Annotated in this window: 25 protein-coding genes and 2 riboswitches; of the genes, 11 read left to right on the top strand and 14 right to left on the bottom strand. The window is 38.3% G+C overall.

Annotated elements, in window-relative coordinates; all coding sequences use genetic code 11:
• Nucleotides 1-802: 802 nt before the first annotated feature.
• The 7 genes from ribH to ABE41_RS03410 form a co-directional block, all read right to left on the bottom strand.
• The gene (ribH, locus tag ABE41_RS03440; protein ID WP_066286530.1) at nucleotides 803-1,270 is read right to left on the bottom strand and encodes a 6,7-dimethyl-8-ribityllumazine synthase; all 468 of its coding nucleotides are present in this window, start codon (nucleotides 1,268-1,270) and stop codon (nucleotides 803-805) included.
• A 17-nt stretch (nucleotides 1,271-1,287) separates the two neighbouring features.
• The gene (locus ABE41_RS03435) at nucleotides 1,288-2,481 is read right to left on the bottom strand and encodes a bifunctional 3,4-dihydroxy-2-butanone-4-phosphate synthase/GTP cyclohydrolase II (protein ID WP_066286529.1); all 1,194 of its coding nucleotides are present in this window, start codon (nucleotides 2,479-2,481) and stop codon (nucleotides 1,288-1,290) included.
• An 11-nt stretch (nucleotides 2,482-2,492) separates the two neighbouring features.
• Nucleotides 2,493-3,143, bottom strand: a complete 651-nt coding sequence (gene ribE, locus ABE41_RS03430) for a riboflavin synthase (protein ID WP_066286527.1) — start codon at nucleotides 3,141-3,143, stop codon at nucleotides 2,493-2,495.
• Nucleotides 3,144-3,636: 493 nt separating this feature from the next.
• Nucleotides 3,637-3,791: riboswitch (FMN riboswitch) on the bottom strand.
• 55 nt (nucleotides 3,792-3,846) lie between these two features.
• Nucleotides 3,847-5,217, bottom strand: a complete 1,371-nt coding sequence (locus ABE41_RS03425; RefSeq protein ID WP_066286524.1) for a TrkH family potassium uptake protein — start codon at nucleotides 5,215-5,217, stop codon at nucleotides 3,847-3,849.
• Nucleotides 5,218-5,319: 102 nt separating this feature from the next.
• On the bottom strand, nucleotides 5,320-6,105 hold the full coding sequence (locus tag ABE41_RS03420) for a hypothetical protein (protein ID WP_066286521.1): 786 nt from the start codon (nucleotides 6,103-6,105) through the stop codon (nucleotides 5,320-5,322).
• Nucleotides 6,106-6,107: 2 nt separating this feature from the next.
• The gene (locus ABE41_RS03415; RefSeq protein WP_066286519.1) at nucleotides 6,108-6,389 is read right to left on the bottom strand and encodes a hypothetical protein; all 282 of its coding nucleotides are present in this window, start codon (nucleotides 6,387-6,389) and stop codon (nucleotides 6,108-6,110) included.
• Between the two features lie 88 nt (nucleotides 6,390-6,477).
• Nucleotides 6,478-7,209: a YwaF family protein gene (locus tag ABE41_RS03410; RefSeq protein ID WP_066286514.1), complete on the bottom strand. Its 732-nt coding sequence runs from the start codon at nucleotides 7,207-7,209 to the stop codon at nucleotides 6,478-6,480.
• A 130-nt stretch (nucleotides 7,210-7,339) separates the two neighbouring features.
• Here ABE41_RS03410 and ABE41_RS03405 point away from each other — a divergent pair, with 130 nt between their 5' ends.
• Both ABE41_RS03405 and ABE41_RS03400 read left to right on the top strand, forming a co-directional pair.
• On the top strand, nucleotides 7,340-7,960 hold the full coding sequence (locus ABE41_RS03405) for a YhbD family protein (RefSeq protein ID WP_066286512.1): 621 nt from the start codon (nucleotides 7,340-7,342) through the stop codon (nucleotides 7,958-7,960).
• A 19-nt stretch (nucleotides 7,961-7,979) separates the two neighbouring features.
• On the top strand, nucleotides 7,980-8,765 hold the full coding sequence (locus tag ABE41_RS03400; protein ID WP_066286510.1) for a polymer-forming cytoskeletal protein: 786 nt from the start codon (nucleotides 7,980-7,982) through the stop codon (nucleotides 8,763-8,765).
• A 299-nt stretch (nucleotides 8,766-9,064) separates the two neighbouring features.
• Here the strand turns inward: ABE41_RS03400 and sugE are convergent, their stop codons facing one another.
• Nucleotides 9,065-9,388, bottom strand: coding sequence for a quaternary ammonium compound efflux SMR transporter SugE (gene sugE, locus ABE41_RS03395; protein WP_066286507.1), 324 nt, complete (start codon nucleotides 9,386-9,388; stop codon nucleotides 9,065-9,067).
• Between the two features lie 49 nt (nucleotides 9,389-9,437).
• Nucleotides 9,438-9,541: riboswitch (guanidine-I (ykkC/yxkD leader) on the bottom strand.
• 121 nt (nucleotides 9,542-9,662) lie between these two features.
• Here sugE and ABE41_RS03390 point away from each other — a divergent pair.
• Genes ABE41_RS03390 through ABE41_RS03375 form a run of 4 tightly spaced genes read left to right on the top strand, consistent with a single transcriptional unit; the run spans nucleotide 9,663 to nucleotide 13,673 of the window.
• A complete protein-coding gene (locus ABE41_RS03390; RefSeq protein ID WP_172827324.1) occupies nucleotides 9,663-11,144 on the top strand; it encodes a spore germination protein in 1,482 nt (493 codons plus the stop codon).
• Between the two features lie 27 nt (nucleotides 11,145-11,171).
• Nucleotides 11,172-12,317 (top strand): Ger(x)C family spore germination protein, encoded by a 1,146-nt coding sequence (locus tag ABE41_RS03385; protein ID WP_066286504.1) that lies wholly within the window; start codon nucleotides 11,172-11,174, stop codon nucleotides 12,315-12,317.
• Nucleotides 12,318-12,327: 10 nt separating this feature from the next.
• A complete protein-coding gene (locus ABE41_RS03380) occupies nucleotides 12,328-12,558 on the top strand; it encodes a hypothetical protein (RefSeq protein WP_066286502.1) in 231 nt (76 codons plus the stop codon).
• A gap of 14 nt (nucleotides 12,559-12,572) precedes the next feature.
• Nucleotides 12,573-13,673: a GerAB/ArcD/ProY family transporter gene (locus ABE41_RS03375; RefSeq protein ID WP_066286501.1), complete on the top strand. Its 1,101-nt coding sequence runs from the start codon at nucleotides 12,573-12,575 to the stop codon at nucleotides 13,671-13,673.
• Here the strand turns inward: ABE41_RS03375 and ABE41_RS03370 are convergent, their stop codons facing one another.
• Complete coding sequence (locus tag ABE41_RS03370; protein ID WP_066286498.1) at nucleotides 13,674-14,588, bottom strand: LysR family transcriptional regulator; 915 nt, start codon at nucleotides 14,586-14,588, stop codon at nucleotides 13,674-13,676. It lies immediately after the preceding gene.
• 112 nt (nucleotides 14,589-14,700) lie between these two features.
• Between ABE41_RS03370 and ABE41_RS03365 the strand changes: the two genes are divergently transcribed.
• A complete protein-coding gene (locus tag ABE41_RS03365) occupies nucleotides 14,701-15,942 on the top strand; it encodes an MFS transporter (protein WP_066286496.1) in 1,242 nt (413 codons plus the stop codon).
• 42 nt (nucleotides 15,943-15,984) lie between these two features.
• On the opposite strand, the gene ABE41_RS03360 is transcribed toward ABE41_RS03365, so the two are convergent.
• Entirely contained in the window at nucleotides 15,985-17,190 is a 1,206-nt protein-coding gene (locus ABE41_RS03360; RefSeq protein ID WP_066286494.1) for an MFS transporter, read from the bottom strand.
• 158 nt (nucleotides 17,191-17,348) lie between these two features.
• Between ABE41_RS03360 and ABE41_RS03355 the strand changes: the two genes are divergently transcribed.
• Both ABE41_RS03355 and ABE41_RS03350 read left to right on the top strand, forming a co-directional pair.
• A complete protein-coding gene (locus ABE41_RS03355; RefSeq protein ID WP_066286492.1) occupies nucleotides 17,349-17,711 on the top strand; it encodes a winged helix-turn-helix transcriptional regulator in 363 nt (120 codons plus the stop codon).
• Nucleotides 17,712-17,831: 120 nt separating this feature from the next.
• Nucleotides 17,832-19,289 carry a flavin monoamine oxidase family protein gene (locus ABE41_RS03350; RefSeq protein WP_066286491.1) on the top strand — a complete coding sequence of 486 codons (1,458 nt, stop codon included), beginning with the start codon at nucleotides 17,832-17,834 and terminating at the stop codon, nucleotides 19,287-19,289.
• 52 nt (nucleotides 19,290-19,341) lie between these two features.
• Here ABE41_RS03350 and ABE41_RS03345 read toward each other — a convergent pair whose 3' ends face one another.
• Nucleotides 19,342-19,860 carry a DinB family protein gene (locus ABE41_RS03345; RefSeq protein WP_066286489.1) on the bottom strand — a complete coding sequence of 173 codons (519 nt, stop codon included), beginning with the start codon at nucleotides 19,858-19,860 and terminating at the stop codon, nucleotides 19,342-19,344.
• Between the two features lie 348 nt (nucleotides 19,861-20,208).
• Between ABE41_RS03345 and ABE41_RS03340 the strand changes: the two genes are divergently transcribed.
• The gene (locus ABE41_RS03340; RefSeq protein WP_066286487.1) at nucleotides 20,209-21,681 is read left to right on the top strand and encodes a SulP family inorganic anion transporter; all 1,473 of its coding nucleotides are present in this window, start codon (nucleotides 20,209-20,211) and stop codon (nucleotides 21,679-21,681) included.
• A gap of 218 nt (nucleotides 21,682-21,899) precedes the next feature.
• Nucleotides 21,900-22,049, top strand: a complete 150-nt coding sequence (locus ABE41_RS20890) for a hypothetical protein (RefSeq protein WP_156774214.1) — start codon at nucleotides 21,900-21,902, stop codon at nucleotides 22,047-22,049.
• A gap of 36 nt (nucleotides 22,050-22,085) precedes the next feature.
• Here ABE41_RS20890 and ABE41_RS21315 read toward each other — a convergent pair whose 3' ends face one another.
• From ABE41_RS21315 to ABE41_RS03325, 3 genes are all read right to left on the bottom strand, one after another.
• Complete coding sequence (locus tag ABE41_RS21315; protein ID WP_253805425.1) at nucleotides 22,086-23,195, bottom strand: hypothetical protein; 1,110 nt, start codon at nucleotides 23,193-23,195, stop codon at nucleotides 22,086-22,088.
• Nucleotides 23,188-23,739: a sigma-70 family RNA polymerase sigma factor gene (locus ABE41_RS03330; protein ID WP_253805424.1), complete on the bottom strand. Its 552-nt coding sequence runs from the start codon at nucleotides 23,737-23,739 to the stop codon at nucleotides 23,188-23,190. The genes ABE41_RS21315 and ABE41_RS03330 overlap by 8 nt, the downstream gene beginning before the upstream one ends.
• A gap of 311 nt (nucleotides 23,740-24,050) precedes the next feature.
• The gene (locus ABE41_RS03325; RefSeq protein WP_083207629.1) at nucleotides 24,051-25,544 is read right to left on the bottom strand and encodes a glycosyl hydrolase family 18 protein; all 1,494 of its coding nucleotides are present in this window, start codon (nucleotides 25,542-25,544) and stop codon (nucleotides 24,051-24,053) included.
• Nucleotides 25,545-25,809: the final 265 nt, after the last annotated feature.

Here is a 25,809-nt window from a genome sequence, read left to right as displayed (position 1 = left end):
AATACAGACCGTTAATTGAGAAACAATCATTTCTTTCACCATGACACAACCATCCTTTCCATAATTTTGTAGTTTGTAACTTTGGTAATCTTAACACTATTCTAATAACTATGTCAATTCATTTTAGATATGCTAAATAAAATAATTTACTTGTTAATATATGTCATGAAATTTAAAAATGTGTGTCCAATTTTTCTTTTTATTAATACGGCTATTTTCTAAAAGAATGTTGCTATTAATTCGTTTTTGTGAAGGTCCTTCGTTGACTAGTTGATTGGAGTGCAAGGTGCGAGACGCCGGGTAGGATCAGCTGGACTCTTGATAAATCCGCGGTAAGCATAAGGTGAATGGGTGAATGGGTGAGTGGGCTAAGATAGCGCTTTAGCCTTCATGGCCATTTACCATATGATAAGTATCTCATGTCCTTGGCAGATGCAATTTCACGGTACGTGTTCTTTTATTTATTACACGTTCGCTCAGACTCATTGAGGTTTCGCTCAAAAACGCCGAGTTACGCTCAAGATTGTCTCGCTACGCTCAAACTGCCTTTAGTTTCGCTCAAAATTTTCCTTTTTCGCTCAAAGTCCTTCGTTTTTACATAAAAAAAGGGACAGAACTGAGAAGCTAGCCGCAGCAGCTAGACAAATGATCCCCCGCAGTCTTAGCTTAGCTCACCGCACGCCCCGGAAAGCGAGCATCCTGGAGCGGAAGTCAACCACTTTCAATAGCAACAAAGTTAACCAAAAACAGCCATTAATTTAAATAAACCCGCCACAATGTGACGGGTTATCTATACCTATTTTTATGAAAACTGGCGAGTTAGGTTTGCCATCTCAATTGCAGAAACCGCAGCTTCCCAGCCCTTGTTTCCTGCTTTTGTTCCAGCTCTTTCAATAGCCTGTTCGATAGAATCTACTGTTAATACACCGAAAATGACAGGCACACCGCTCGTCATTGATGCTTGCGCTACACCTTTAGCAGCTTCGTTGCACACATAATCAAAATGAGGCGTCGATCCGCGGATGACAGCTCCTAACGTAATAACGGCATCATAGTTTCCGCTGTCCGCCATCTTTTTCGCGATTAATGGAATTTCAAATGCTCCTGGAACCCAGGCGATATCTACATCTTCTTCTGAAACCCCATGTCTTTTGAAAGCATCCTGTGCGCCAGAAACTAATTTATCTGAAATAAAATCATTAAAGCGTCCTGCAACGATCCCTACTTTTAATCCTGATCCAACTAAATGTCCTTCAAATAATTTTGCCATTTTTGGTTCCTCCTGTTTTAGAAATGAAGCATATGCCCCAATTTGTTTTTCTTTGTTTTCAAATAGTCTTCATTGCTTTCATTGTGAGGCATCTGAAGCGCTACTCGCTCGGTAACTTCAAGATCATAGCCTTTAAGACCGGCGATTTTCCTCGGATTATTCGTTAGAAGTTTCATTTTATTGATGCCTAGATCTTTTAAGATTTGTGCTCCGATTCCGTAATCACGCAAATCTGGCGCAAACCCAAGCTGTTCGTTCGCTTCAACTGTATCAAGACCTTCTTCTTGCAGTTTGTAAGCTTTCATTTTGTTAATGAGTCCGATACCTCTTCCCTCTTGCCTCATATACAATAAGACTCCGCGGCCTTCTTTCTCGATCTGTGAAAGTGCTGCATGAAGTTGAGGTCCGCAGTCACAGCGGTTTGAACCAAAAACATCTCCAGTCAGACATTCAGAGTGAACCCGCACCAACACAGGCTCACCGTCGCTTATATCACCTTTTATCAGTGCAACATGTTCTTTGTTGTCCAACACATTAGAAAAGCCAGCCGCTTTAAAATCACCATACTCTGTTGGAAGGTTGATTTCGACTTCCCTTTTCACCATTTGCTCTGTTTTGTTTCGGTATGTGATCAGATCTTTTATCGTTATCAACTTCATATTGTGCTGTTTCGCTAATTCTACAAGTTCTGGTACACGTGCCATCGTACCGTCTTCTTTCATGATTTCACAGATAACACCCGCAGATTTGCTCCCCGCCATTTTTGCCAGGTCGATAGCAGCTTCAGTATGACCGGCTCTTCTTAGGACTCCGCCTGTTTTACCGATCAATGGAAAAATATGACCAGGACGTTTGAAATCAGATGGAACCGAGTCTTCATTCACCAGCTCACGAACAGTGGCAGCTCGTTCTTGTGCTGAGATTCCAGTTGTAGTTGATACATGATCCACACTAATCGTAAATGCAGTGCCATGAGAATCTGTATTGGCTGCAACCATCGGGGATAAATCAAGCTTAACTGCAATTTCTTCTGAGATCGGTGTACACACTAACCCTCTGCCATGTGTAACCATAAAGTTGATGGATTCAGCTGTTATCCCTTCTGCCAGGGCAACAAAATCCCCTTCATTTTCACGGTCTTCATCATCAACTACAATAACAATTTTTCCTGCTTTTAAATCTTCTACAGCTTCCTCTATGGAGTGGAACATTGACTCTCCTCCTAAAATCCGTGCTCTTGTAAGAAATCAAGAGACAGCTTCGACTTTTGTTTAGTTTTTTCTTTTTCTGGAGACAGCATTCTGGATACGTATTTCGCAAGCATATCGCATTCGATGTTTACAAGATCTCCAGTTGTTTTCTTTCCTAAAATAGTATGATCCGCCGTATGAGGAATAAGGGAAACCGTAATTGTATTCTTTGTTACATCAAAAACAGTAAGGCTCGTTCCATCAACGCATACGGACCCTTTTAACATGAAGTACCTCATCAAATGATCAGGAAGAGAAATGGTATAGTAGATCGCATTCTTTTCTGGACGCTTCTCCGTGATTTGTCCGGTTCCATCGACATGCCCTGAAACAAAATGTCCGCCAAACCGCCCCCCGGCTGCCATTGCCCGTTCTAAATTAACAGGATCACGATTGTTTAAAAGTTTCAATGTGGAAGTCCTGAACGTTTCAGGCATAACATCTACTGTGAATTGACTAGAGTTATAAGATGTTACGGTAAGACATACCCCGTTAACTGCAATACTGTCCCCAAGGTTTACATCCTGCAGAACTTTTTCAGCAGATATGGTGAGAACGATTGTTTCGTTTCCTTTATTAATAGACTTAATCGTACCGAGTTCTTCAATGATTCCTGTAAACAAAAACTTTACCTCCCTTGCCCGTTCTTTTTCAATATTCGCTGATCGTAAATGTGCTTGAATCTGGGAGTTTTTTTGTGAAAGGCTGTTTTCGTAAACTTTGTTGTTTTTGGAAGATGTTGATTTCCGTACCAGGTTGCTCGCTTTCCGCGGGGCAGGCGGTGAGCCACATTCGTACGTTTCACTTTTAAGTGTCTCACCTGACCCGCTTCATAGAAGTATCCTTGCTCCTGCGTCTACAAGCAAATGCTACAGATGTGAGCTTCCTCGTCGCATGCCTAGCGAGAAGCTTCTCAGGTGGTAGGCACGCACCTTCCACTGCAATCAACTCTTCAATGAAGAACTTCAAAGCTCCCTGTAGCAACAATCTTTTAGAAAAAAGCCTTGTAAAAAAACACCCCGAGAACTCAATCGCTCCCGGGGTTGTTGTTAAAAGGCTATAACTAAATAAACCTTTAAAATCACTGTTTTATTAAACAAGTGTTTAAAAGCATTCACGTTCCTTCTCCCATCCAGACTATACTGTCGGCTTCGGACTTACACCGAATCCACCGTTTTTGCTTAATAACAAAACCGGGTCACGGACTAAGAGACAATTTAACAGCCTCATCACCGCCGGTCGGGACTTTCACCCAAACCCCGAAGGACACTATTTACTTATGTACATTATAAGTAAACATTAGGCTGAATTCAAACGTGATTGCTTTTATTGGCCAATTATTAATTTTTCTTTTGGATAATGAATGTGTTCAGTCGCTACTTTTCCTCGAATAATAAAAAGAAAAGAAAGAACGCCGATTCGTCCGATAAACATCAAAATCATCAAGATCACTTTACCGGTTGAACTTAATGTACCTGTGATTCCAGTTGAAAGTCCTGTAGTTCCAAATGCGGAACAGACTTCAAAAAAGATTTTCTCGATCGGCATTGGGTCTGTAATTGAAATAATTATGGTTGATGTTGTACACAGCACCATGGCAACGATTATTACGATAAATGATTTTTGTATATCTTCCGGGTAGATTTCCCGATTAAAGATTTTGATCGTATTTCGTCCTTTTGCATAAAAGAAAATCGCCAAAGCAGCTACTGCAAATGTTGTTGTCCGAATACCGCCGCCGACACTGCTCGGAGAGGCTCCAATAAACATCATTACGCCCAAAAAGAGCAAAGTTGGAACGGTAAACTCTGAGACGTCCATTGTAGATAATCCGCCGCTTCGGGTTGTAACAGACTGAAACATCGAATAAAAGAATGTTTCATGCCACGATTTACCTTCGAAAAAAGCATTCATCTCCAACAGGTAGATTCCTAATGCTCCCGTTACTACTAATAATGCAAACGTAATAGTTGTTACTTTTGTAAAAAGAGTAAATGTATAGCGCTCCAAATACTTTCTTTCTTTTATAAAATTATTGATCTCTACCAATACAGGAAAACCGATCGCTCCAGACGTAATCAAAAACATAGTCACGATCTGAACGAGGTAATCGTGACGAAACGGCATCAGAGAGCTTCCCGTAATATCGAATCCGGCATTTGTTGTCGCCGTAACTGAGGCGAAGAAAGCGTGGTACAGTACCTCCAGTTCAGTGTCGTAATATGGCTGGAACAGGATAAAGAAAAGCACAGTCCCCACAACTTCTATCCCGATGATCAAGGTTAAAATTTGTTTCATAAGCTGAACGAGACCCGCCAAAGTCGACTGGTTTTGATCTGTCATAATAAGCTGCCGCTCTCTCATACCGATTCTTTTACCGATTAGCAGCCAAATAGCAGTTCCCAGTGTCATTACACCTATACCGCCAATCTGAACAACAATAGCAAGTAAAACAACACCAGTATGATTGAATGTTTCAGAAATATTTACTGAAGTGAGCCCTGTAACACTCACAGCACTTACTGCTGTAAATAATGTATCAATGAAAGAAAGCTTTACTCCCTCTTTATGTCCGACTGGCAAACTTAATAGAATCGTAGCCGCGATAACGGACAATAAATAAAAGATTACGATAAGCTGAACAGAAGTTAAGAAATTCTTTTTTTGTTGTGTAGTTGCAGAATTATTTTTAAACATAGTCTATTTTCACCTGTCGAGGGAATTTTTCTATAACCTTCTGAAATAGTAACAATAGCATTTCCATTTAACAAGGTGAAATCGAACATTTGTTAAAAAATTTCAATCCGTTTCATTTTCAGAAGTCATTCTATTTTCTATTATGTTCATTAAAGATGAAGGTTCATCCACTTTTATTACCACTCTAGTAACTTTCTTTTTAAATCCATAAATGAGGTCTGTCACTACAGGTTCCTTTAAAAGAATTTCGATTGATGGCTTTTCCGGAATAAAATCACTCACTAATGCTTCAAAAGTGTATTTCTTTTCTGAAGCAGATATCGTATCCAGTCCTTCATATCTTCTTATTTGCTTTATGGCTGTATAAGGAAGTGACATTCCCTTAAAGAAGCCGATATTCATAATGATAGAATCTTCCGTTGTGATTAAAGGGATTTTCTTAACTGCCTGCATCTGGCCAAAAAGGAAAAGCACTGAATAGACATTGATGAAGAGCAGTACTAGAGAAAGCGTGTGGTCGATCTTGCTAAAAAAATAGTGAAGTCCAACTGATTCAATAATGAGTGCATGAATCAGCATCAGATTAAGAGCGACAAAGCTTGTTTTTTTATGAAAAGTAAAAACCTCACCTGACTTCAAAGCTGGTTTTCTCCAGGAGAACAAAGCATAGTAAAGCATCGTAATCTCACTGACAACAGCATCGAGCATACGGCTGTCGGAAAAGTGTGAGTAAAACGCTTGTTTAATTTTAATCAGAAATGGAAGTTCAACCCGGAGCTTTCTGTAAGATGCTTTTACTTTAGGAAACTTCCTTATAACTATGATTAACAAATACAGCTCAATTGAAACGAATCCTGCTTCTAACAGGAGTAAAGCTTTTGGGATCATGGCTACATTACTAATAATGAATCTGGAATAATTAAAGTCGCCAGCCCATAGCTTGCGATGGCTGTAAGGACAGTGAGTTTCCAAGAATATCTTTTACGAATAATAAAGTAGTATACAAGAATCGGGATAACTAGAAGGAAATCAAACATGGAGCCTGCTACTACTAGATTTGGCACCGGCTGAAAGAATGGTGTCATGTACAAAATCATATTGCTCCCAATTACTAATAAACATAGAGCGAGAAACGGCACCCATTTAATTGGCTTAATAACAGCTTGGTTCATAAAATATCCCTCCTCACTTCTATTATACTAATAAATACCAATTATTCTTTTCATTCCAATCGATGTCACAAAACATACAAAAAGACCGCTACGCACCAATCGGCGAGCGGTCTTTATTAATTGGTTCAGAGGATTTATCCAGTACAGGAATCAATACAAGTAAACACATGAAAAACGCAATCAGTTCTAAACCAAGAATGTACCATGGATACGGACCAAGGAAGTCCATCAGCGAAGCTTTTCCAGGCTTGCTCATTAGAAACATATAATTCGTATTCAGCAAAATATTAATGCCGTAGACACTTACGGCATAGAAATTGAGCCATAGGAACGACTTAAAAAATCTTCCCCACGTTATTTTAAAAGACTTTACGATCGCATAATACATAGCAGTCCAAACGATGAGACCATGTGCGAAAAAATATTGGATAAAACGAAAGTGCCATGGCTGCTGATAGAGTTCTGGAGTAAGCAACCCTTGTAATGCACCTGTAAAGCCAAACAGATACACAAAAGCAAAAAGCTTCTTATTCTCTGTTAACAGCAAGAGCATGCATAACAGGATATTTAAACTGCACAGCTGAAGCGGCAGATACAACTTCACTGTCCAAATCCCATTATATAATGCCCAGCACTGGTAGCTCACTTCGGATAAAGCAAGACTCAACAAGAATATGTATTTTATTGAATGCATTTCTTTTATACGAGAGCGAAAGAGGTACATGAATATTACGATAAATACGATTATTAGCAGGCTGATAATATGTTCAGCACCGAACATAATAAACCCTGACTCCCCTTCACTAAACCATTCCTTCATACATCCACCCCCGTAACTCCCATACTTATTGATATTCACAACCATTAGATCATTTCCTTTAAAAAAATGGAAAAAATATTTGCGTAACGTAACAGTGTTATGTTACATTAGTTATAGAAGGAGGTTGAGCATGGAAAATTTAATCTCAAAGAAAGATCTTCTAGAAGCTGCAAATATTTCGTATGGTCAGTTATATCGCTGGAAACGAAAAAATCTGATTCCTGAAAACTGGTTTATACGCAAATCAACCTTTACAGGCCAAGAGACATTCTTTCCAAAAGAAGATATCCTGCAGCGAGTTGAAAAAATTAAGAATTTAAAAGATGATTTGTCGCTAGATGAACTTGCTGATATGTTCTCCCCATCCCCAACTATTACTTCCTTATCAGCAGAGGAATTAACAAAACGTAACATTGTTTCTTATACTGCTTTAGAAATGTATAACAACCACAATGGCACCACTTCTACTTTCTCGTTTGATCAATTACTAACCTTATACTTACTAGATACCCTGCTTCAAACTGGAGAAATGAACCGCTCAGAAGGAATGGAACTTCTTCACATCCTTCAGCAACATTCGAATGAAATAAAAGGCAAGGAAAGCGAACTTATTTTTATTCGAAAAATGGGTGTATCTTTCTTTATCCTCACACCTGAACCAGCTAAGCTGTTCGTAGAATCTCAAACAAAAATTATTGCCCATTACAAACTGAATCAATGCATTGAAGAGTTAAAATTAAAGATTTCGTAAACGTTGAGGAGGAATAGTTATGGAAAAGACAAAACAAAGAAACATAAGCATTTCAGGTTCAGGAACAGCTGCTGGCGGTGAATATGATCAAGTGAAAGTTAATGGGTCAGCACATATAAACAGTGATATTCAGTGCGAAGTTTTCAAATGCAACGGCAGTGCACATATAGAAGGAAATATCAAAACGGGTACTGCCAAGGTCAATGGATCTTCCCATATTGAAGGAAACATGGAAGCTGAAGAAATGACCATCAATGGAAGCACTGATATTGACGGAAATTTAACTTGCAGCAAAGTGAAAATACAAGGCTCATCTAATATAAAAGGCGACCTGAAAGGAAAAGAAATCATCGTAAGAGGATCTGCTTCAATTAAAGGCAATGTTTCTGGTGATGAGGTAGATGTTAAGGGACAAGTAAAAATTGGTGGTGACTGCGAGGCAGAATCTTTTAATGCTCGTGGCAATTTTAAAATCAATGGTCTCCTGAATGCCGGAAACATCGACATTGAGCTCCTGCGCCTTTGTGAAGCAAAAGAAATCGGCGGTGAAAATATTAACGTAAAAAGGAACATTGATTCTTCGGGTTTCAAAAAGCTCATTAAATTCTTTATCGGTCAGCAAACAGATCAGCTAACTGCAGAAGTGATCGAAGGTGATCATGTGTCCCTTGAATACACACATGCAAAAGTAGTTAGAGGTAACACGATAGAGATCGGCCCTGGATGTGTCATTGATCGCATCGAATATAAACAAAGTCTTGAGCTGGACGAAAACGCTAAGGTAGGAACACAAGAGAAAATCTAAAACCACAAATGCTGCCTAAGAACAGGTACATTAAACACCTGTTTAAGGCAGCTTTTTCTTTTTCTTTGGCTATTTTCTAAATGAATGTTGCTATAGAGAGGTTTGAAGTTCTTCATTGAACTGTTGATTGAAGGGGAAGGTGCGTGCCTACCACCTGAGAAGCTTCTCGCTAGGCATGCGACGAGGAAGCTCACATCGGTAGCTTTTACTTGAAGACCGCCTGCCCCGCGGAAAGCGAGCACCTGGAACGGAAATCAACAACCTCCAAAAACAGCAAAGTTTATGAAAAAATCCATCTTTTATTGACTACCCGCAGTAACCTTCAAACCAATAATTCCCGTAATTACAAATGCTAAAAATACAAAACGAAGCACGGTCTTCGGCTCACCGAATAGGACAATTCCTAAAATAACCGCTCCAGCTGCGCCTATCCCCGTCCAAATCGTATAAGCCGTCCCGATCGGCAGAACTTTTGTAGCTTGTGACAAAAAATAAAAACTGATGATCATTCCGATTACGGTTACAATCGACGGCCACAATCTAGTGAATCCATTCGTATATTTAAGCCCTATCGCCCAAACGATTTCAAAGATACCTGCAATGAACAAGTACACCCATGCCATTATATTGACCTCCTACAATAAATAAAGCCCAGAAAGATATATAACTATATCCTCCCAGGCTTTTATCCCTCCGTGTACACAATGTATCCATTGTGCGCCTTCTCTCGGACCAGACCAGCGAACAGTCACTGCGGAACCCTAGAAAGCTATTCTTCCTATATTATTGAAAAAACTCTATTAAGTGTCAAGGAATCAGCGCTCATCTTTCATGGTAAATAATGTATAGATTTCCCTTGCTTATCAAACATTATTAAGGATAAGGCAGGTGAAGTCATTGGATACAACTAAAATTGAAATCCCTATTTATAAAAACCTTCCAGACAATGAAGAGTATATTCGCAATCTTTATAAAAACTGTGATGATATTAAAATTCGAAATTTCCAATTCGGAAGAAACTATAAACAAGAAGCTCTTGTTGTACACTGTGACTCTCTTATTCAGGAAGAAAAATCAAACTTGCTTCACACAATCATTAAAGATATGCCAGACTTTGAAGCTGCGCTCTCACTTTCGGTTACTGTAGAGCAAATTAAGAACTTCTTTGAAAACAAAGGAATAGCTTCAAGGCCTGTCATGCTTTTGAAAAACTATAACGAATTAAACGCAAATATCGTGAATGGACATATCGTACTTCTGTTTGATAAATGGAACCAGGCGATAAGCATCGATGCTTCCTCTGTAGAAAAGAGAAGCGTAGCAGAGCCGCAAAATGAAGTTGTTGTTGTCGGTCCTCGTGAAGGGACGATTGAAAACTTGCAAAAAAACCTTGGGCTCATCCGCTCAAGGCTAAAAACTCCAGACTTAAAATTCTGTTTTAAACAAACACAAAACAAGTCGAACACAAAATTTGTTTATGGCTATTTGGATGGCACAGTTAATTTTCAAATGCTTGAGGAATTTGAACGGCGAATTAACAAGATAACGACAGAAGAAATTCTTGAAACAACCTATATTGCTGAATTAATCGAAGAGTCAACAATTACCCCTTTCCCTCAATACCGTTTTACGGAACGACCAGATGTCGCTGCTGCTTCTTTGTTGGAGGGGAAAATTGTCATCCTAATGGAAGGCACCGGAACTATTGTAATCTGTCCTGGCCTTTTTAATGAATTCTTTCAATCGGCATCTGATTATTATCAAAGATCTATTTTTTCATCTATTATCCGTCTCGTGAGATTTATAGGTTTTGTTCTGAGTTTAGCCTTGCCCAGCATTTATATCGCATTAACTACTTTTCATCAGGAGCTCATTCCGACCGTCCTGCTTATTGCCCTGCTGGACACACGGGAAGGCATCCCATTCCCTGCGCTTGTAGAGGCATTAATCATGCTCTTTTTTTTCGAACTCTTACAAGAAGCGGGAATCCGGCTGCCAAAACCTATTGGTTCTACCGTAAGTATCGTTGGCGCCTTAATTATCGGAGAAGCCTCTATTAATGCTGGTCTTACCTCACCTATCATGATCGTTGTCATCGGACTTACGGGGATTGCTTCTTTCTCAATTCCTTATTACGATTTCGGATTTGCAGCACGTTTATTACGAATACCATTGATGTTTCTTGCTGCCATGATGGGAGGGTTCGGACTTTTCTTGGGGTTTATTCTAATCTTCCTTCACCTATCAAAGCTAAAGGTATTAACAGAGCCTTACCTTGGAACTTTCACATTAAACAGCACGTCATTATTAAAAGATGGTTTCTTCCGGGTTTCTTTGAAGAAGTTGCTGAGAAACCGGAATACTGGAAAAGAATTATAAACAAACAAAAAAGGAGGAAAGAGCTGCATGAAAAAGTTAATAAAATTCATCGTTGCCTCTTCCCTCCTTTTTTTATCAGGATGCTGGGACCACTCAGAGTTAACGGAATATCTGTTTGTTCAGTCCCTAGCCATTGATCAAAATAAAGATGGAACAATTAGATTGACCACTCAATTTTATAAACCTGCCCCAAAAATCGGTTCTGCCGGGAGCGGTGGTGGTGAATCGTTTTTCAATCTGGAAACAGAGGCAAAGACAGTATTCGAAGCTATTCGAGACGTTACCATTCATACGGGAAGAAAAGCAAACTGGGGACATGTTCGATTCATCGTGATCAGTGAACGTATTGCAAAACAGCATAGTGTCGGTGAAGTACTTGATTTCTTTTACCGTGATCATGAGCCAAGGCTGTTAACAGGAGTTGGTATTACAAAAGGAACTGCTGCTGATTTTTTAAACGAAAAGCCCCATGTTGAGAACACGGTGAGTGAGCAGCTGAATGAAACAACAAAAACAGGGAGCAAGTTCAGCGCAAAAACGTACCCCGCAAACTTATTTACGCTGGGAAAACAGCTGCACAATGAAGTGGATACTGCCTACGCACCTTTCCTAAAAAAAGAAGAAGAAAAAGTGAACAGTATTTATGTGGATGGACTGACGGTTCTTCAAAATGGAAAAATAAAAACCATTTTATCAAATAAAGAATCAAAATCCCTTCTTTTCACTTTAAATGAGTTTCAATTTGGAATCATTGAAGTAGAATGCAATGGTCAAAGACCTGAAGAAACGTTTGAGGTAACTGAGGCGTATACAAAAACATCCCTCTCGATCAAAGGGGAAGAGATTCATTATACGATCGAGCCGAAAATCCAAGCGAGTATTGGAGAATTGGAATGTACAAATCTTGAAACAGCTCCTCAGCTTGAAAAGCTTAATGAAAGAATTGAGAATCAGATCAACAGTAACATTACAAAATTACTAAAGAAATCTCAAAAGAAAAATCTAGATGTTATAGGATTAGGAAACAAGATTTATAAAAGTGAGCCTCAATTTTGGGCGGAAATTCAAAAAGAAAAAGTACCGTATTTCAAAAAGACCGTTTTTCACGTAAAAGCGAATGTAAATGTTATTAACACTGGTACCGATATAAGTAAGCCATTCCATCAAAAATAGAGGAATCCCTATGACAGAAAAAATCATTATTTTATTCATAATCGCATTTCTATTCTTTGATTTCAGAGCGATTAAACAAGATGAAAAATTGAAAAGAATTTATATAGTCCTTTCCGTTCCAGCCATTTATTTGGTCTATTCATTTGTTTTCGGCAAGAACTTCCCAAATTTGGATGAGTTCTTTTATTTCATCTTTGGTCCATTAGCAGAAACCGTTATTTCATGGCTAAAAGTAAAATAACAAGGAGCAATTCTATGCACGCAGGTAAAATTAGTTATTGGCAGATGGCCGTTTTGTTTCAAGTTTATATAACAGGATCGGCCCTCATTAACATTCAAGGGCCTCTGCTTGCAGCTGCACAAAATGCCGCATGGATTTCTATTCTTTTAGCTAACTTAGCTGGCTTTATCATTTTATATCTTGTGCTCAGTCTGCATAATCAATATCCAAATGAATGCTACGTGAACCAGGTCAGATTCACGCTTGGAAACGTATGGGCATATGTATTTATCCTGCCTCTTATTTTAGTAATCTTATATATAACAGCTAACATCGTATATGGAATGGGACAGTACTTTACAACCTCAATGATGAGAGAAACACCTCTCTTTATCTTTCATTTGCTCATTTTATTAACAGCGGGACTGACAGCCAAAGCAGGAATAGAAGTAATGGCTCGCATGTTTCATCTGATGATGTACATATTGCTTTTCATCGTAGTAATTATGCTTATCTTGCCATTTAACGTTTATGAATTTAGCAACTTACTGCCTCTGGCGCCTTTAGGATTTAAACCCATCCTAAACGGGATGTACATAGGTTTCGGGTTCCCTTACATGGATATCCTGTTCTTTGCGATGATTTTGTATCTCGTGAAGCCGAAACAGGGACAGACCATTAATAAGTGGCTATATCTAGGTTTATTCATAAACGGGATTATTTTATCGCTAACCATCATTTGTTCGATACTTGCTCTAGGTTCGTTGGTGTTTTTGAAAAAATTTCCATTACATGTTCTTGCTCAATTAATTAGTATAGGTGAGATTATCGAAAGGATTGAAGCAATATTTGGCATAGCTTTAATCCTAGGTTCCTATATGAAGATTGCACTGCTTCTATTTATTCTGGATCAAGCATTATCTACCCTTCTTAAAGTAAAACCTTTGAACTTTATTTTTATCATAGCGTGCATTGTCTTATTTCTCTCTCTTACGATGTATAAAAATGAAATTGAACTTGGAGAGTCAGGATCTGTTATGCAGTCTGCCGTAACCTTTTTCTTTGGCTTCCTCCCTCTGTTAATAGTAGCGATTATTGCCAAAGTGAAGAATAGAAACAGGAAACAAACGGCTTGATCAGAACGTAAACGACTTTAACTCACAGGATTTTTCCTTTTCGATTTCATCACTAAATACGCTAATAAAAGTTCTTAACGGCGAGGGAATCTCCTTTTCTCTTTTCAACTGTACCAAGGCACTCTCCCTATATAGTTTAGGAAATCCCTTTACAGACAATGAAACAAGAGTGCCTTGCTTAATATCTTGAGAGACCATTGTTTCTGTCAAAAGAGCGACTCCCATCCCGCTCTTAAGCAGATCATAAGCTGTTTGCGGCGGCACTTCAAAATCACTATCGCTTCCTATCATATCTCTTTGAACTCTTTTTGTTTCAACACTCCAGTCTACTAATAAAAAAGGATCTGCCGTTTTTCTTAAATCACTTATCTCAATTTCACCTCTATTTGCTAAAGGATGGTCAGGGTGAGTTACTAAGACTAATGGTTCTCTAATGTGCAGTAAACTCTTCAACTCAGTATTAAAGAAAGGATATGTCATGATACACAGTTTTACATAGCCTTCGTACAGCATTTCTAACAGCTCCTGATTATGACCTGTATGTACGACAATTCCTATGTGAGGATGCGTTTTATGCAATGTAGCCAGTGCAGAGGAAAAATAATGAGCAGCAAGTGTCGGCAATGTTCCAATTGCTATTTTCCCTCCTCTTCCTTCTTTAGCAAGCTTGGCTTGCTCGATCCCTTTGTTTATTGTTTCAATGGCTTGCTGCGCAAAAGGGAGAAATGTTCTTCCTAATTCCGACAACTCCAGCTTGTTTCCTCCCCTTTTGAAAAGTTCACCTCCCACTTCCTCCTCTAAGTTCTTAATACGTATACTGATTGTCGGCTGAGAAATATCCATCATTCTAGCAGCTTTACTGAAACTGCCGTGGCGAACAACATGTTCAAAAGCTAATAATTGATTTGTATCCATACCATCACCTCTATTAATATTTTTAATAAATCATATAGTCTATATTATATTGTTTTATAGTCATTGTTATCTTACACTTTTTCTGAATATACGAAAAGAAAGGGTGTTTAATTTGGGTTTTCATAGAGTCTTTAAGAATTCTAACTTAGTTATTTTATGGGTAAGCCAATTATTTTCAGCTATCGGTGATCATTTGTATGTGGTTGCAATAACGTGGATCGCAATAAAAGAATTAGGTGCATCAGCTGCATATGTAATTGGAGCGGGTACTTTCTCCGCTTTGTTTTTTGGTATTTTAGGCGGAATTTACGCAGACCGGTGGAACCGTCACAGAACAATGATTATAACGGATATCCTGCGTGCATTATTTGTTGGTCTGCTCCCTTTCATTGAGTGGTACTCAACACTTACCGTTTGGCATCTCGTAATAATCAGTGTAATTGTATCCGGATTAGGCACCTTCTTTAATCCTTCACTTCAGGCTAGCCTCCCATCTTTGTGCAGGGATTCAGAACTTCTTCAGCAAACAAATGCGTTGATGGATACGACGCATAGACTGGCTAGAATTTTCGGTCCTGGTTTAACGGGAGCCTTTCTTGGATTTCTGCCATTGCCTCATTTTTTCACTTTAGACGCTGTTACCTTTATCCTTTCAGCCATCGCTCTCGTTATCATTAGCAAAGCCTTTGTACAAAAAAGTGAAACCAAGAAAATGAATTATGAACAAAAATCTCCTTTGATTGATTTTAAGATAGCTATCTCTTTATTAAAAAATCATAAAGTTCTCCTGTGGGCATCAATAAGTCTTGGAATGGTGAATTTATGCTGGGGTGCTGTCTATATGGTAGGTGTTCCTCTTTTTACTGAGCAAATCTTAAAAGAAAGTGCAGGGGCATTTGGTCTCATTGGCGGAGCATATGGTATCGGAAATTTATTAAGCCTCTTTGCAGCCGGTACATTGAAAAGAAGCATTTTATTTATGTATGCCGGCCACCTCATTTTAGGCGCAGGGTTTATTGTGATTGCCTCAACAGATTCTCTTTCGGTTGCTTTAATTGGAGCGGTAATTGCAGCGTTTGGAAGTCCTATGGGAGACATTATGCTGTTAACAATGATTCAAACTGATTTCCCTGAAACCCATATCGGAAAAATCTACAGCTTTCGTGCCCTAATTGGCGGGCTAGGTCTCGCTATGGGTACTTTTATTGCAAGCTTCACCTATAAATTAGCGTCTATCCCTTCTAATATGATAATTTTTTCAATGGTGATTATTGCAGTCGGGGCTATCGGAATCTTGCGAGTATCCTGGATCAGAAATCAGCCACTTCCAATAGCAGCAAAGTTTACGAAATAAGCAAAATCAAAATGGCAGTCCCTATTAGGACTGCCTTTTGTATTACTTATCTCTTTTTTCGAGCTGGCCGCTCCATGCTGTTAAAAGAACAGCACCAAACACCATTACTCCGCCAATCCATGGAGTATGAATGATTCCTATTGAATCCACAATGACTCCTCCAACAAAAGCTCCTATTGCAATACCTAGGTTAAATGCAGCGATATTAATTGCAGATGCTACATTAACAGCTGAAGGAACATATCTTTCGGCTAGTTTTACCACATACACCTGAAGACCAGGAACGTTCATGAAAGCTAACAATCCTAAGAAGAAGATCGTAATTGTTCCAGCTATCTTGTATGGCGCAGTATACGATAAGATAACAAGGACAATCGCCTGGACAACAAACATCCAGAACAAAGCTTTTACAGGATTTTTATCTGCAGCTTTACCCCCAATGGTATTACCGATTGCAACTGCTATTCCGTAACCCAATAAAATAAAACTGACTGCTTTTGGAGCATACCCGGTCACATCTTCTAAAATCGGTGCTAAATAAGTGAAGGCGACAAAAGTTCCGCCGTAACCCAGTGCTGTTATAGAAAAAGCAAGCAGCAATCGGCCATTTTTAATGACTTTCACTTGGTCCTTCAAACTTGAAGGAGGTGCTTCTTTTAAATTCTTTGGCACTAGAATAGCACTTGCGATAATAGCTGCTACACCTAGAAGCGCTACTGCCCAAAACGTTGCTCTCCATCCGAAGGTTTGTCCAATAAATGTACCTAAAGGAACTCCTGTAACTGTTGCAACGGTTAATCCCGTAAACATAAAGGCTATTGCACTCGCACGCTTATGCTCGGGAACTAAATCAGCGGCAATCGTTGCCCCAATTGAAAAGAAAACACCATGAGAGAAAGCTGTAATAAAACGCGCTACCAGCAGCAAACTAAAACTAGTAGAAAGAGCTGCAATGCTGTTCCCTGCTATAAAAACAATCATGAGCAGCATAAGCAATGTTTTTCTATTCATTTTATTCGTTAAAGCTGTAAGAATAGGAGCTCCGAACGCAACACCCATTGCATAACCAGATATTAATAATCCCGCTAATGTGATGGATATATTTAGATCATTGGCTAATGATGATAATAAACCTACTGGCACGAATTCTGTTGTTCCGATTCCAAATGCTGAAATCGCTAATGCTAATAATGCTGGAAAACCGCCTTTTGTTTTCGCGGAATCCACTTTTACTGCGGCTATATTCATTTATAATTCCCTCCACTTTATTTTGTTTAAGCCATGCTAACTGGTCAACTGAATGACTTGATGCTATTATGTTTCATATACGAACTTTAAGTAAGTACGCACTTTTAAGTAATGTAGGCACTAAAAAGTAATAATTGAATACTGGAGGCTTTTATCTCATGAAAAAATATAATATTCCTGTCGAAGCTGCACTCGAAGTGATCGGCGGCAAGTGGAAGGTGGTAATCTTATGCCACCTTATAAAAGAAAAGCGAAGAACTGGAGAACTAAAAAGATTGATGCCGGGTATTACACAAAAAATGCTGACGCAGCAGCTGCGGGAACTGGAAGAAGACGGCGTGATTCTGCGCGAAGTCTTTAATCAAGTTCCCCCGCGTGTTGAATATTCTTTAACAGAGTACGGATGGTCATTAAAAGGCATTCTGGATGCTCTTTGCGCTTGGGGGGAACAGCATATTGAGAAAACGTATCCTGACAAAGAAAGTGTATTGGTCAAACCTGTAGAGATTAAGCAAATATAATATGACGAACGGCAGCCTGAGAGGCTGCCGTTTAGTTTTATTTACAAATTAATATTTTACAAAAGCATGAAATACATTATTAAAACAAAATAAAGAGAAAGAGTTACAGGGGGAGAACCTATGAACTTCAGCCGATTAACAGACGAAGAGATGCTGAACACGATTAAAGTTGGGTTAAACAAAACATCTTCTCCCCAAAAAATCATCATAGTAGGAGCTGGCATGGCTGGACTGACTGCCGCTTCCCTTCTAAAAGCTGCCGGTCATGATGTTCAAATCCTTGAATCTTCACATCGTGTCGGAGGCCGGGTCTATACGATACGAGCTCCCTTTACACACGGTCATTATTTTGAAGCTGGAGCGATGCGTATCCCTGAAAACCATAAACTTGTTATGGAATACATTAAAAAGTTTAATTTACCTACAAATGAATTTATCAACAGCAACCCTCACGACATCATCTATGTGAATGGTGTTCGTACTAATCAAAGCATGTACGAACAAAATCCAGAAATCCTTCGTTTCCCTTTAGCCGAAACTGAAAAAGGGAAAACTGCTGAGCAGCTTATGAGATATGCTGTGCAGCCTTTAATTGATTTTCTAGAAAAAGATCCTGATAAACATTGGCCGATCGTCATTCAAAACTTTCAGCATTACTCATTAGACAACTTTTTAAGACACAACCCTTTCCGAAGGTCCTTATCTTCTGGTGCAATCGATAAGATTAAAGTTCTACTATCCCTCGAAGGACTTCCTGAACTGTCTTTTCTCGAAGTCCTCCGCGATATCCTGATTATTTTTATAAAACCAGATTTAAAATATATAGAAATAACAGGCGGAAACGATTTGCTTCCGCGCGCTTTTCTTAAGGAACTGCGACACCATATTTATTTTGGACAAAAGCTAGTTCGGATTGTAAACGACCAGAATAAGGTCATCTTATACACCGAAAGCCCTCAAACCTTGCACCGCTACAGATTTGAAGCAGATCGCGTCATCATCACGATTCCGTTTTCTGTACTTAACTTCGTGCACATTGAACCATTCAACTCTCTTTCTTATCACAAACGAAAAGCGATCAGAGAACTTCATTATGTTCCTTCAACTAAGATAGGAATTGAATTCAAACATCGCTTTTGGGAAAAAAACGGTCTAACAGGAGGCAAATCCGTTACAGACTTTTCTTCTCGCTTCACTTATTACCCAAACAAGAACAAAAAAGGCATATCATCAGGGATCGTTTTAGGAAGTTATACATGGGAGGATGATACAGTACCTTGGCGAAGCGCAACAAATGAGATGCGAATCAAAGAGACTCTTCACTTTTTGTCCCTATTTCATGGTGAGCAAGTCTATCATCACTTTGTTACAGGTCATGCCCACAGCTGGTCATTTGATCCAAATGCTGCAGGATGTTTTGCTTTGTTTAAACCCTATCAGGAAAGTGAATTGTATGAAGCCATCAAATCTCCAGAAGGCAGACTTCATTTTGCAGGAGAACATACAAGCTTAAAACACGGGTGGATTGAAGGGGCTGTTGAGTCGGGCATAAGGGTCGCTAAAGAAATTAACGGTTAATTAAAATGGAAAACAGCACGCAATGACGTGCTGTTTTTAAACGTTTGTTTAATTAGAGGTTCAAATATCGTTCTTGAATAATCTTTCGGTGATGCAATTCATGACCAGCGATAATCGTGATCAATGCTTGAGCTGTTACTTCACTATTATTTGCAGTTCCTCTGCGTGAAAGTGATTCGCCACTTAAGCTCTTAATGAGATGAATGGTAGACTGGCGGACACACGCAAAGTGATCCAGGAGATCTTTTAGCGATTGTTTATCAAAATTAGCCTCCGCTACATATTCATTCTCATCATAGCCTGGAAGAGATGCTCTTTCTCCTCTTGCTATAGAAAGAAGCCTATAGCTCATTATTCTCTCTGTGTCAGTAATATGTCCGATGACTTCTTTTATACTCCACTTTCCCGCCGCATATCTGTATTCACTTTGCGGTTCAGTTAGTGTGCTGAGCAAGGCGAATGTTTCTTTCATTTGTTCCCTTAAGATCTGGATAATATCACCCTGCGGAACTAATTTTACATAAGAAGCATAATAATCTGCATATTCGTAGGTTGATGGCATTTTGTCCATGGTTACACCTCATTTTTTAGTTATTTTTACAGCTTTAAATTATTTATAAGCTGTTTTTTTATTTCTAAGCCTAATTTGTCTTTCCAAGCTGTATTTACTAACTTATAGGCTTTTCGACAAACTGATATTTTTTATTTCGGCTCTTTTCTCCTTTTCTCCTCTTAAATATTCAAAAATGTATTTTTCTCCTATTAATATGAAAATAAAAAAAACCTAATATATGCGCTTACATTTCATTACCTAATTATTACTTAACGTGGTATAATCGAACGCGTTGACATCGGCCAGACTTTCATGAGAGTTGAAAGTCAAAAAACAGTTTTCATATAAAAGAGAGAGGTGTATTTTTTGGATTTACAGACAATTAAACAGGAGTGGTTCGGGAACATACGTGGAGATGTTCTTGCTGGTATCGTTGTGGCATTAGCCTTGATTCCAGAAGGGATTGCTTTCTCAATCATTGCAGGTGTAGACCCGATGGTGGGCTTATATGCCTCATTTTGTATTGCAGTTGTAATTGCATTCGTTGGCGGAAGACCAGGTATGATATCCGCTGCTACAGGTGCAATGGCATTATTGATGGTAGCGTTAGTAGCAGATCATGGATTAAAATATCTATTGGCGGCTACGATTTTAACAGGGGTTATTCAAATTATTATAGGACTTCTTAAGCTCGGAAAGTATATGAAGTTTGTACCGCGCTCAGTTATGATCGGCTTTGTTAACGCATTAGCTATTTTAATTTTCATGGCGCAGCTCCCTCATTTCATTGGAGAATCATGGATTATGTATGCAATGGTCGCTGGTGCTTTGGCTATCATTTATTTATTTCCTAGAATTACGAAAGCAGTTCCTTCACCGTTAATTGCGATCATCGTTATTACAATTATCGCAGTGATGTCAGGATCTTCAGTACGAACAGTTGGAGATATGGGTGAATTAACACAAGCTCTTCCAATGTTCTTAATTCCAGATATCCCATTAACATTTGAAACACTGCAAATTATTTTTCCTTACTCATTTGCATTAGCTCTTGTTGGATTATTGGAATCATTACTAACTGCTCAAATCGTTGATGATATGACTGATACGGAAAGTGATAAAAATAAAGAAGCAAAAGGACAAGGTATTGCCAACATTGTGGCAGGATTCTTTGGAGGCATGGCTGGCTGTGCGATGATCGGGCAATCCGTTATTAATGTAAAATCTGGTGGACGAGGACGTCTATCTACTTTTGTAGCCGGCGCTTTCTTAATGGTTCTGATTATTTTATTAAATGATGTTTTAGTTCAGATTCCTATGGCTGCATTAGTGGGTGTTATGATCATGGTTTCGATCGGCACATTTGATTGGTCTTCACTAACTAAACTGCACGTTATGCCTAAAACAGATGCAGCAGTGATGATTGTTACTGTGGTAACAGTAGTATTAACACATGATTTATCAAAAGGTGTGCTGGCAGGTGTAATTCTTAGTGCATTATTCTTTGCCGCTAAAATCTCAAAAGTTGAAATTCAATCGCATATGGATGATGCTTTAAACAAAAAAACATATTTTGTTAAAGGACAACTATTCTTTGCATCCGTGACAGATTTCGTTTCCCATTTTGACTTTTCTGAGGATGTAAAGTCTGTAGTCATTGACCTAACACAGTCTCACCTTTGGGATGATTCAGCAGTCGGTGCTATTGATAAGGTAGTTATGAAATATCGCCAGAATAATGTAAATGTAGAGATTACAGGGTTAAACGAAGAAAGCTCAGTTTTAGTAAAAAAACTGGCTGTCCACGATAAAGCAAATGCTAACATTTCAGTTCATTAAATAATTGTACGGAAAAAGGATACACTTTAACGTGTACTCCTTTTTTTATGGATAAAAACAAAGGATTGTCAGATAAAGCAAAAGTGGTGAGTAACTCTAACGACAAAAACCATCTCTAACAAAACAAGATAAATTTTTAGAATATTTTGATTTTAATATTAAATTTCTTTATAATGGAAGTATGAAAGCGATTTCAATAGGGAAGGAAGCGAAGTATCATGTTTATCCATGAAACCGGTCTCCGAAAAAAAGCCTTTGATGAGCTATTCAGTCCTCATGTTGATACAACTGAGGAAAACAATCTTGTTCATAATTACAGCTTAACCCTTATCGGCATCGTAGTGATTGTAATAAGCAAACTTCTTTAAAAAGAGCTAACCGATTAATTTGGTTAGCTCTTTGTTTTATTGAATCGGCATAAATGAAACGTTCCATATCCCGTCCTCATCTTTTACCATTTTAAAACCAGATTTAGCATCAGCATTCTGACTTGCTTCATACTCAATATATCCATTATGATCCCCGTCTGGAATAAAGTTTCCTGAATCTATATTATTATAAGTTGTTAATGTATTAATGATTGTGCCCCGGTCAGACTCAGGTATTCTTTCATCATCTTCCTTTGTCCATTGGACATATCCTTCCCGATCAGTGTAAAGGGCATAAACTGCATTGTATCTTTTATCTAATTGAGCTTGAACATATAGCTTAGAAATGCTAACCGGATTTAAGCCTTTAAGATGTTGCTCATCGAGGTCTTGCAAGAATTTCTGATAAATAACTTCTTCTGCTGGTGTTAATGTAAATCTGATCACATCCAAGTGAGTATCAGGGTATATTTTCTCAGTTTTACGACCATTTATTCCATTCGATATCATAATTACAGAATCACCTTCTGCAAAATTTGTTGTCGTCCAAAGCACTTCGTATTGATTTGAAAGACCGACATAGAACTGAATTCCAATCTCCCTATTATGAATACTCTCAACAGCAATTTCTGGTGAGATTTTGAGCTGATCAGCTGAATCACTGACTAAGAAATTATAGCCTATTTGTTTAACAGAGCCGCTTTCGCTATCAGAGTTATCAATTTCCACATAATCATTTCCTAAAAGATTAATAACTTCTTCTTCAGCCATGCCCATCACAATATTGCTTTGAAGCAAGTTTACTTTATCCGATATTTCTTTATCACTGTATTTTGGGAGGGTTTTTACGGGATTTTCTTTTTCCACAGGATCTTTTTTAATAACCGTTTTATCTTTATGTAGATCAGCAGGCTGACTTTTTTCGCCTGCATCAGTGAAGTTTAAGACTAGAAAAACGATTAAAGCACAAAGAGATACCAATGTAACCGAACTAATGACTTTTGGAAAAACCATCTGTCTCTTGTTTTCTGCACTTGAATATCTCATTTGATTTATAATCCTTCTCTTTTCTTGTTCTGTGAAGACCTTATCTTCATTCAAATAATTCTCAAAGTCGCCTTTCATTTCTTTGAGCATTTTATCCATTGTAACCCCCTCCTTCCTTTTCCATTTTGGTTTCCAGATTTTTTTTCGCTCTTCTCAAACGGGATTTAACAGTATTTAGATTGCTGTCTAAAGCTGCAGCAATTTCTTCTAAAGAAAACTCTTTAAAGTAATATAAGATAATGACTTCTCTATACTTAATCGGCAGCTCAAGAATCAATTTGCTTATCTGTTCTTTTTGCTCGAATTCTAGATATTCTTCTTCTGGTGACAAACTATTTGATTTTTGATAAAACGTGTTGGTTAATAACGCTTTCGTGTAATGCCAGCTTCGCACATAATCTTTGCATTTATTTATCGCGATTCGGTAAATCCACGTTTTAATTGTTGATTGTTCCCGAAAATCACTTATGTGATTATAAGCGCTTATGAAAATCTCTTGTGTTATATCTTCAGCCTGCTGCCAGTTCTTTGTGTACGTGAACGCTAATCTTTTGATTTCTTCACCGTATTCATCCATAAGGTAATTTAATTGATCAATCTCACTTTGTGGATACTCTTTTACGGCCGTATTGCTCTTTACCACATATGTCGCCCTCCCAAGTATTAATCGTTTGTTAGACGGAGACCCATTATAAAAAGTTGCATAACATATGAATTTATTTCCATTTTTTATTTTAGCGTAATTTTGTTGCCGTATGGGACTCATTTCATCGAACATCCTCCCGATCACATAAAAACAGAAAAGAATCACATAAAAAACGCACTTCATCATATAAAAAATGAGCAGATTACATAAAAATGACTCACCATCACACACCTTTCCAATAAAACCCAAATTAATCATAAAAAAAGCTGACTTTCCCTAAAAAAAGTCAGCTTCAATATAATCTTTCTCTATTTTAAAATGTTCCAAATATCTTCCGAGGCTCCGCCTACATACCAGGCAGCCGTTCCCCTCAAGTGATACTTCTCCACAAGGTCATAGCGAAGTTTCATGGAATCTCTATCCTCCACCCAGATCTTGTGTTTTTCGCCATTTTCCATAAATTCCACATAGTTTTGTGATGTCTTCCAATCCCACTTTTTCACAAGTCCTTTTTCCTGAATCAGCTTATCTGTTTCAAGTATTGTTCTGTCGATGCTCCTTACTTGCCCGTTAGCGTTTGTGATCCATTCACGTGTATAGAACGGTACTCCCAACACAATTTTATGAGAAGGAACTTCCTTCATTAAAAGCTTAATTCCTTCACGCGTCCAAGCAATAGACGCAACAGAACCCGCTTTTGGACTGCTTGCCCAATGTTCGTCATATCCCATCATAACAATATAATCAGCCGCTTTTCCGAGGCCTGCTCTATCCAAACTGCCAGACCAGAACGGATCTGCATTCTCCCTGCTCACATCAACGGAAACAACAATATTGTATGGTTCAAGTGCCGTTTTAAATTCGTGAATAAATAACACATAATCTTGTTTATTCTTAGGATCAATGTTTTCAAAATCCACATTAATTCCTTGACTCTTTGTACGGAGCAGAGAATTTTTTATCACTTCAATCACTTTATGGCGTTTATCAGGATCTGAAAGCATGAAGTCTGTCAGCTCCGGATCGAACTTATTACCAAAGAGAGGCCACACTTGTTTTCCTGCTTCGGCAGCGGCTTTGGCATACCCTTCATTTGCATTTATGCTGACTAATTCTGTATTGCTTATTGTATACCACCTTGGTGAGACTACATTTAACCCATCTATCTTCAGCTGCTTCTTATAAGAAGCGCTTGTTCCGTTATATTTCCAGCCTAGGTTAAAACGATTTACTTCCTTAATATCAACATTTGATTTAGGAATCCACCCTGTTTTTCTCCCTAAAAGCTGTACCTTGTAAAAACCTGATGGAATCTTCAGCTCATTTCCAGTTTCAAGAATAATCGCCTTTAAACCATTATGTTTTATTAAGGTATCTGAGGAAACATGATAGTGTCTTGCAATCTTCCATAATGAATCATTTATGTCTATGCGATGACTCTGCATCTCTTGTGGAATCATAAGCCGCTGCCCGATATATAGTCGTGTACCTAATAAATGGTTTACACCTTGCAGCTCACTGACGGTAATTCCATATTGTTTTGCGATGAGAGAATACGTATCTCCATCCTTAACAGTATGTACCTGAGCTGAAGGAGAAGCGTCCTTTTTTTCAAGGATCGGATATTCCTCACCCTTTACGAGATTCTTTACTATATTTGAATTTAATTTAGACTTTTCATATATAGATGCTTTATCCGCTGAAACAGTACCAACTGTCATTGTATCTGCTGCATATGAAGTTTTTGCACCGTTAATAGATAGAATAAAACCAATCGTTAAAACAAAAACAAATTTATTCACAGTTCCCTCCAGATGAATCTATTTAACTACTAATTTAGATTACCGTCTGATTGAGTGGAACTGAACAGGTACTTAGTGGAAAAGAGGTATGTTTCTCCGCTCCTGTCTATTAGAATTCATTGCGTACTAAACGTATTTGGTCAGATAACTAACAAATTCTAGTTAGACGAAATGACCATTTTTATTTTTATAGTCTAGTATACAGTCGCCAGTGATTGTTTTTCATATAATGTAGGACAAGTATTTACTTGATGATATTAAAAAG

Source organism: Fictibacillus arsenicus (assembly GCF_001642935.1).
Taxonomy (GTDB): Bacteria; Bacillota; Bacilli; order Bacillales; family Fictibacillaceae; genus Fictibacillus; species Fictibacillus arsenicus_B.
Note: the sequence above shows the minus strand (reverse complement) of the source record. Positions and strands in the feature narration are given on the sequence as shown.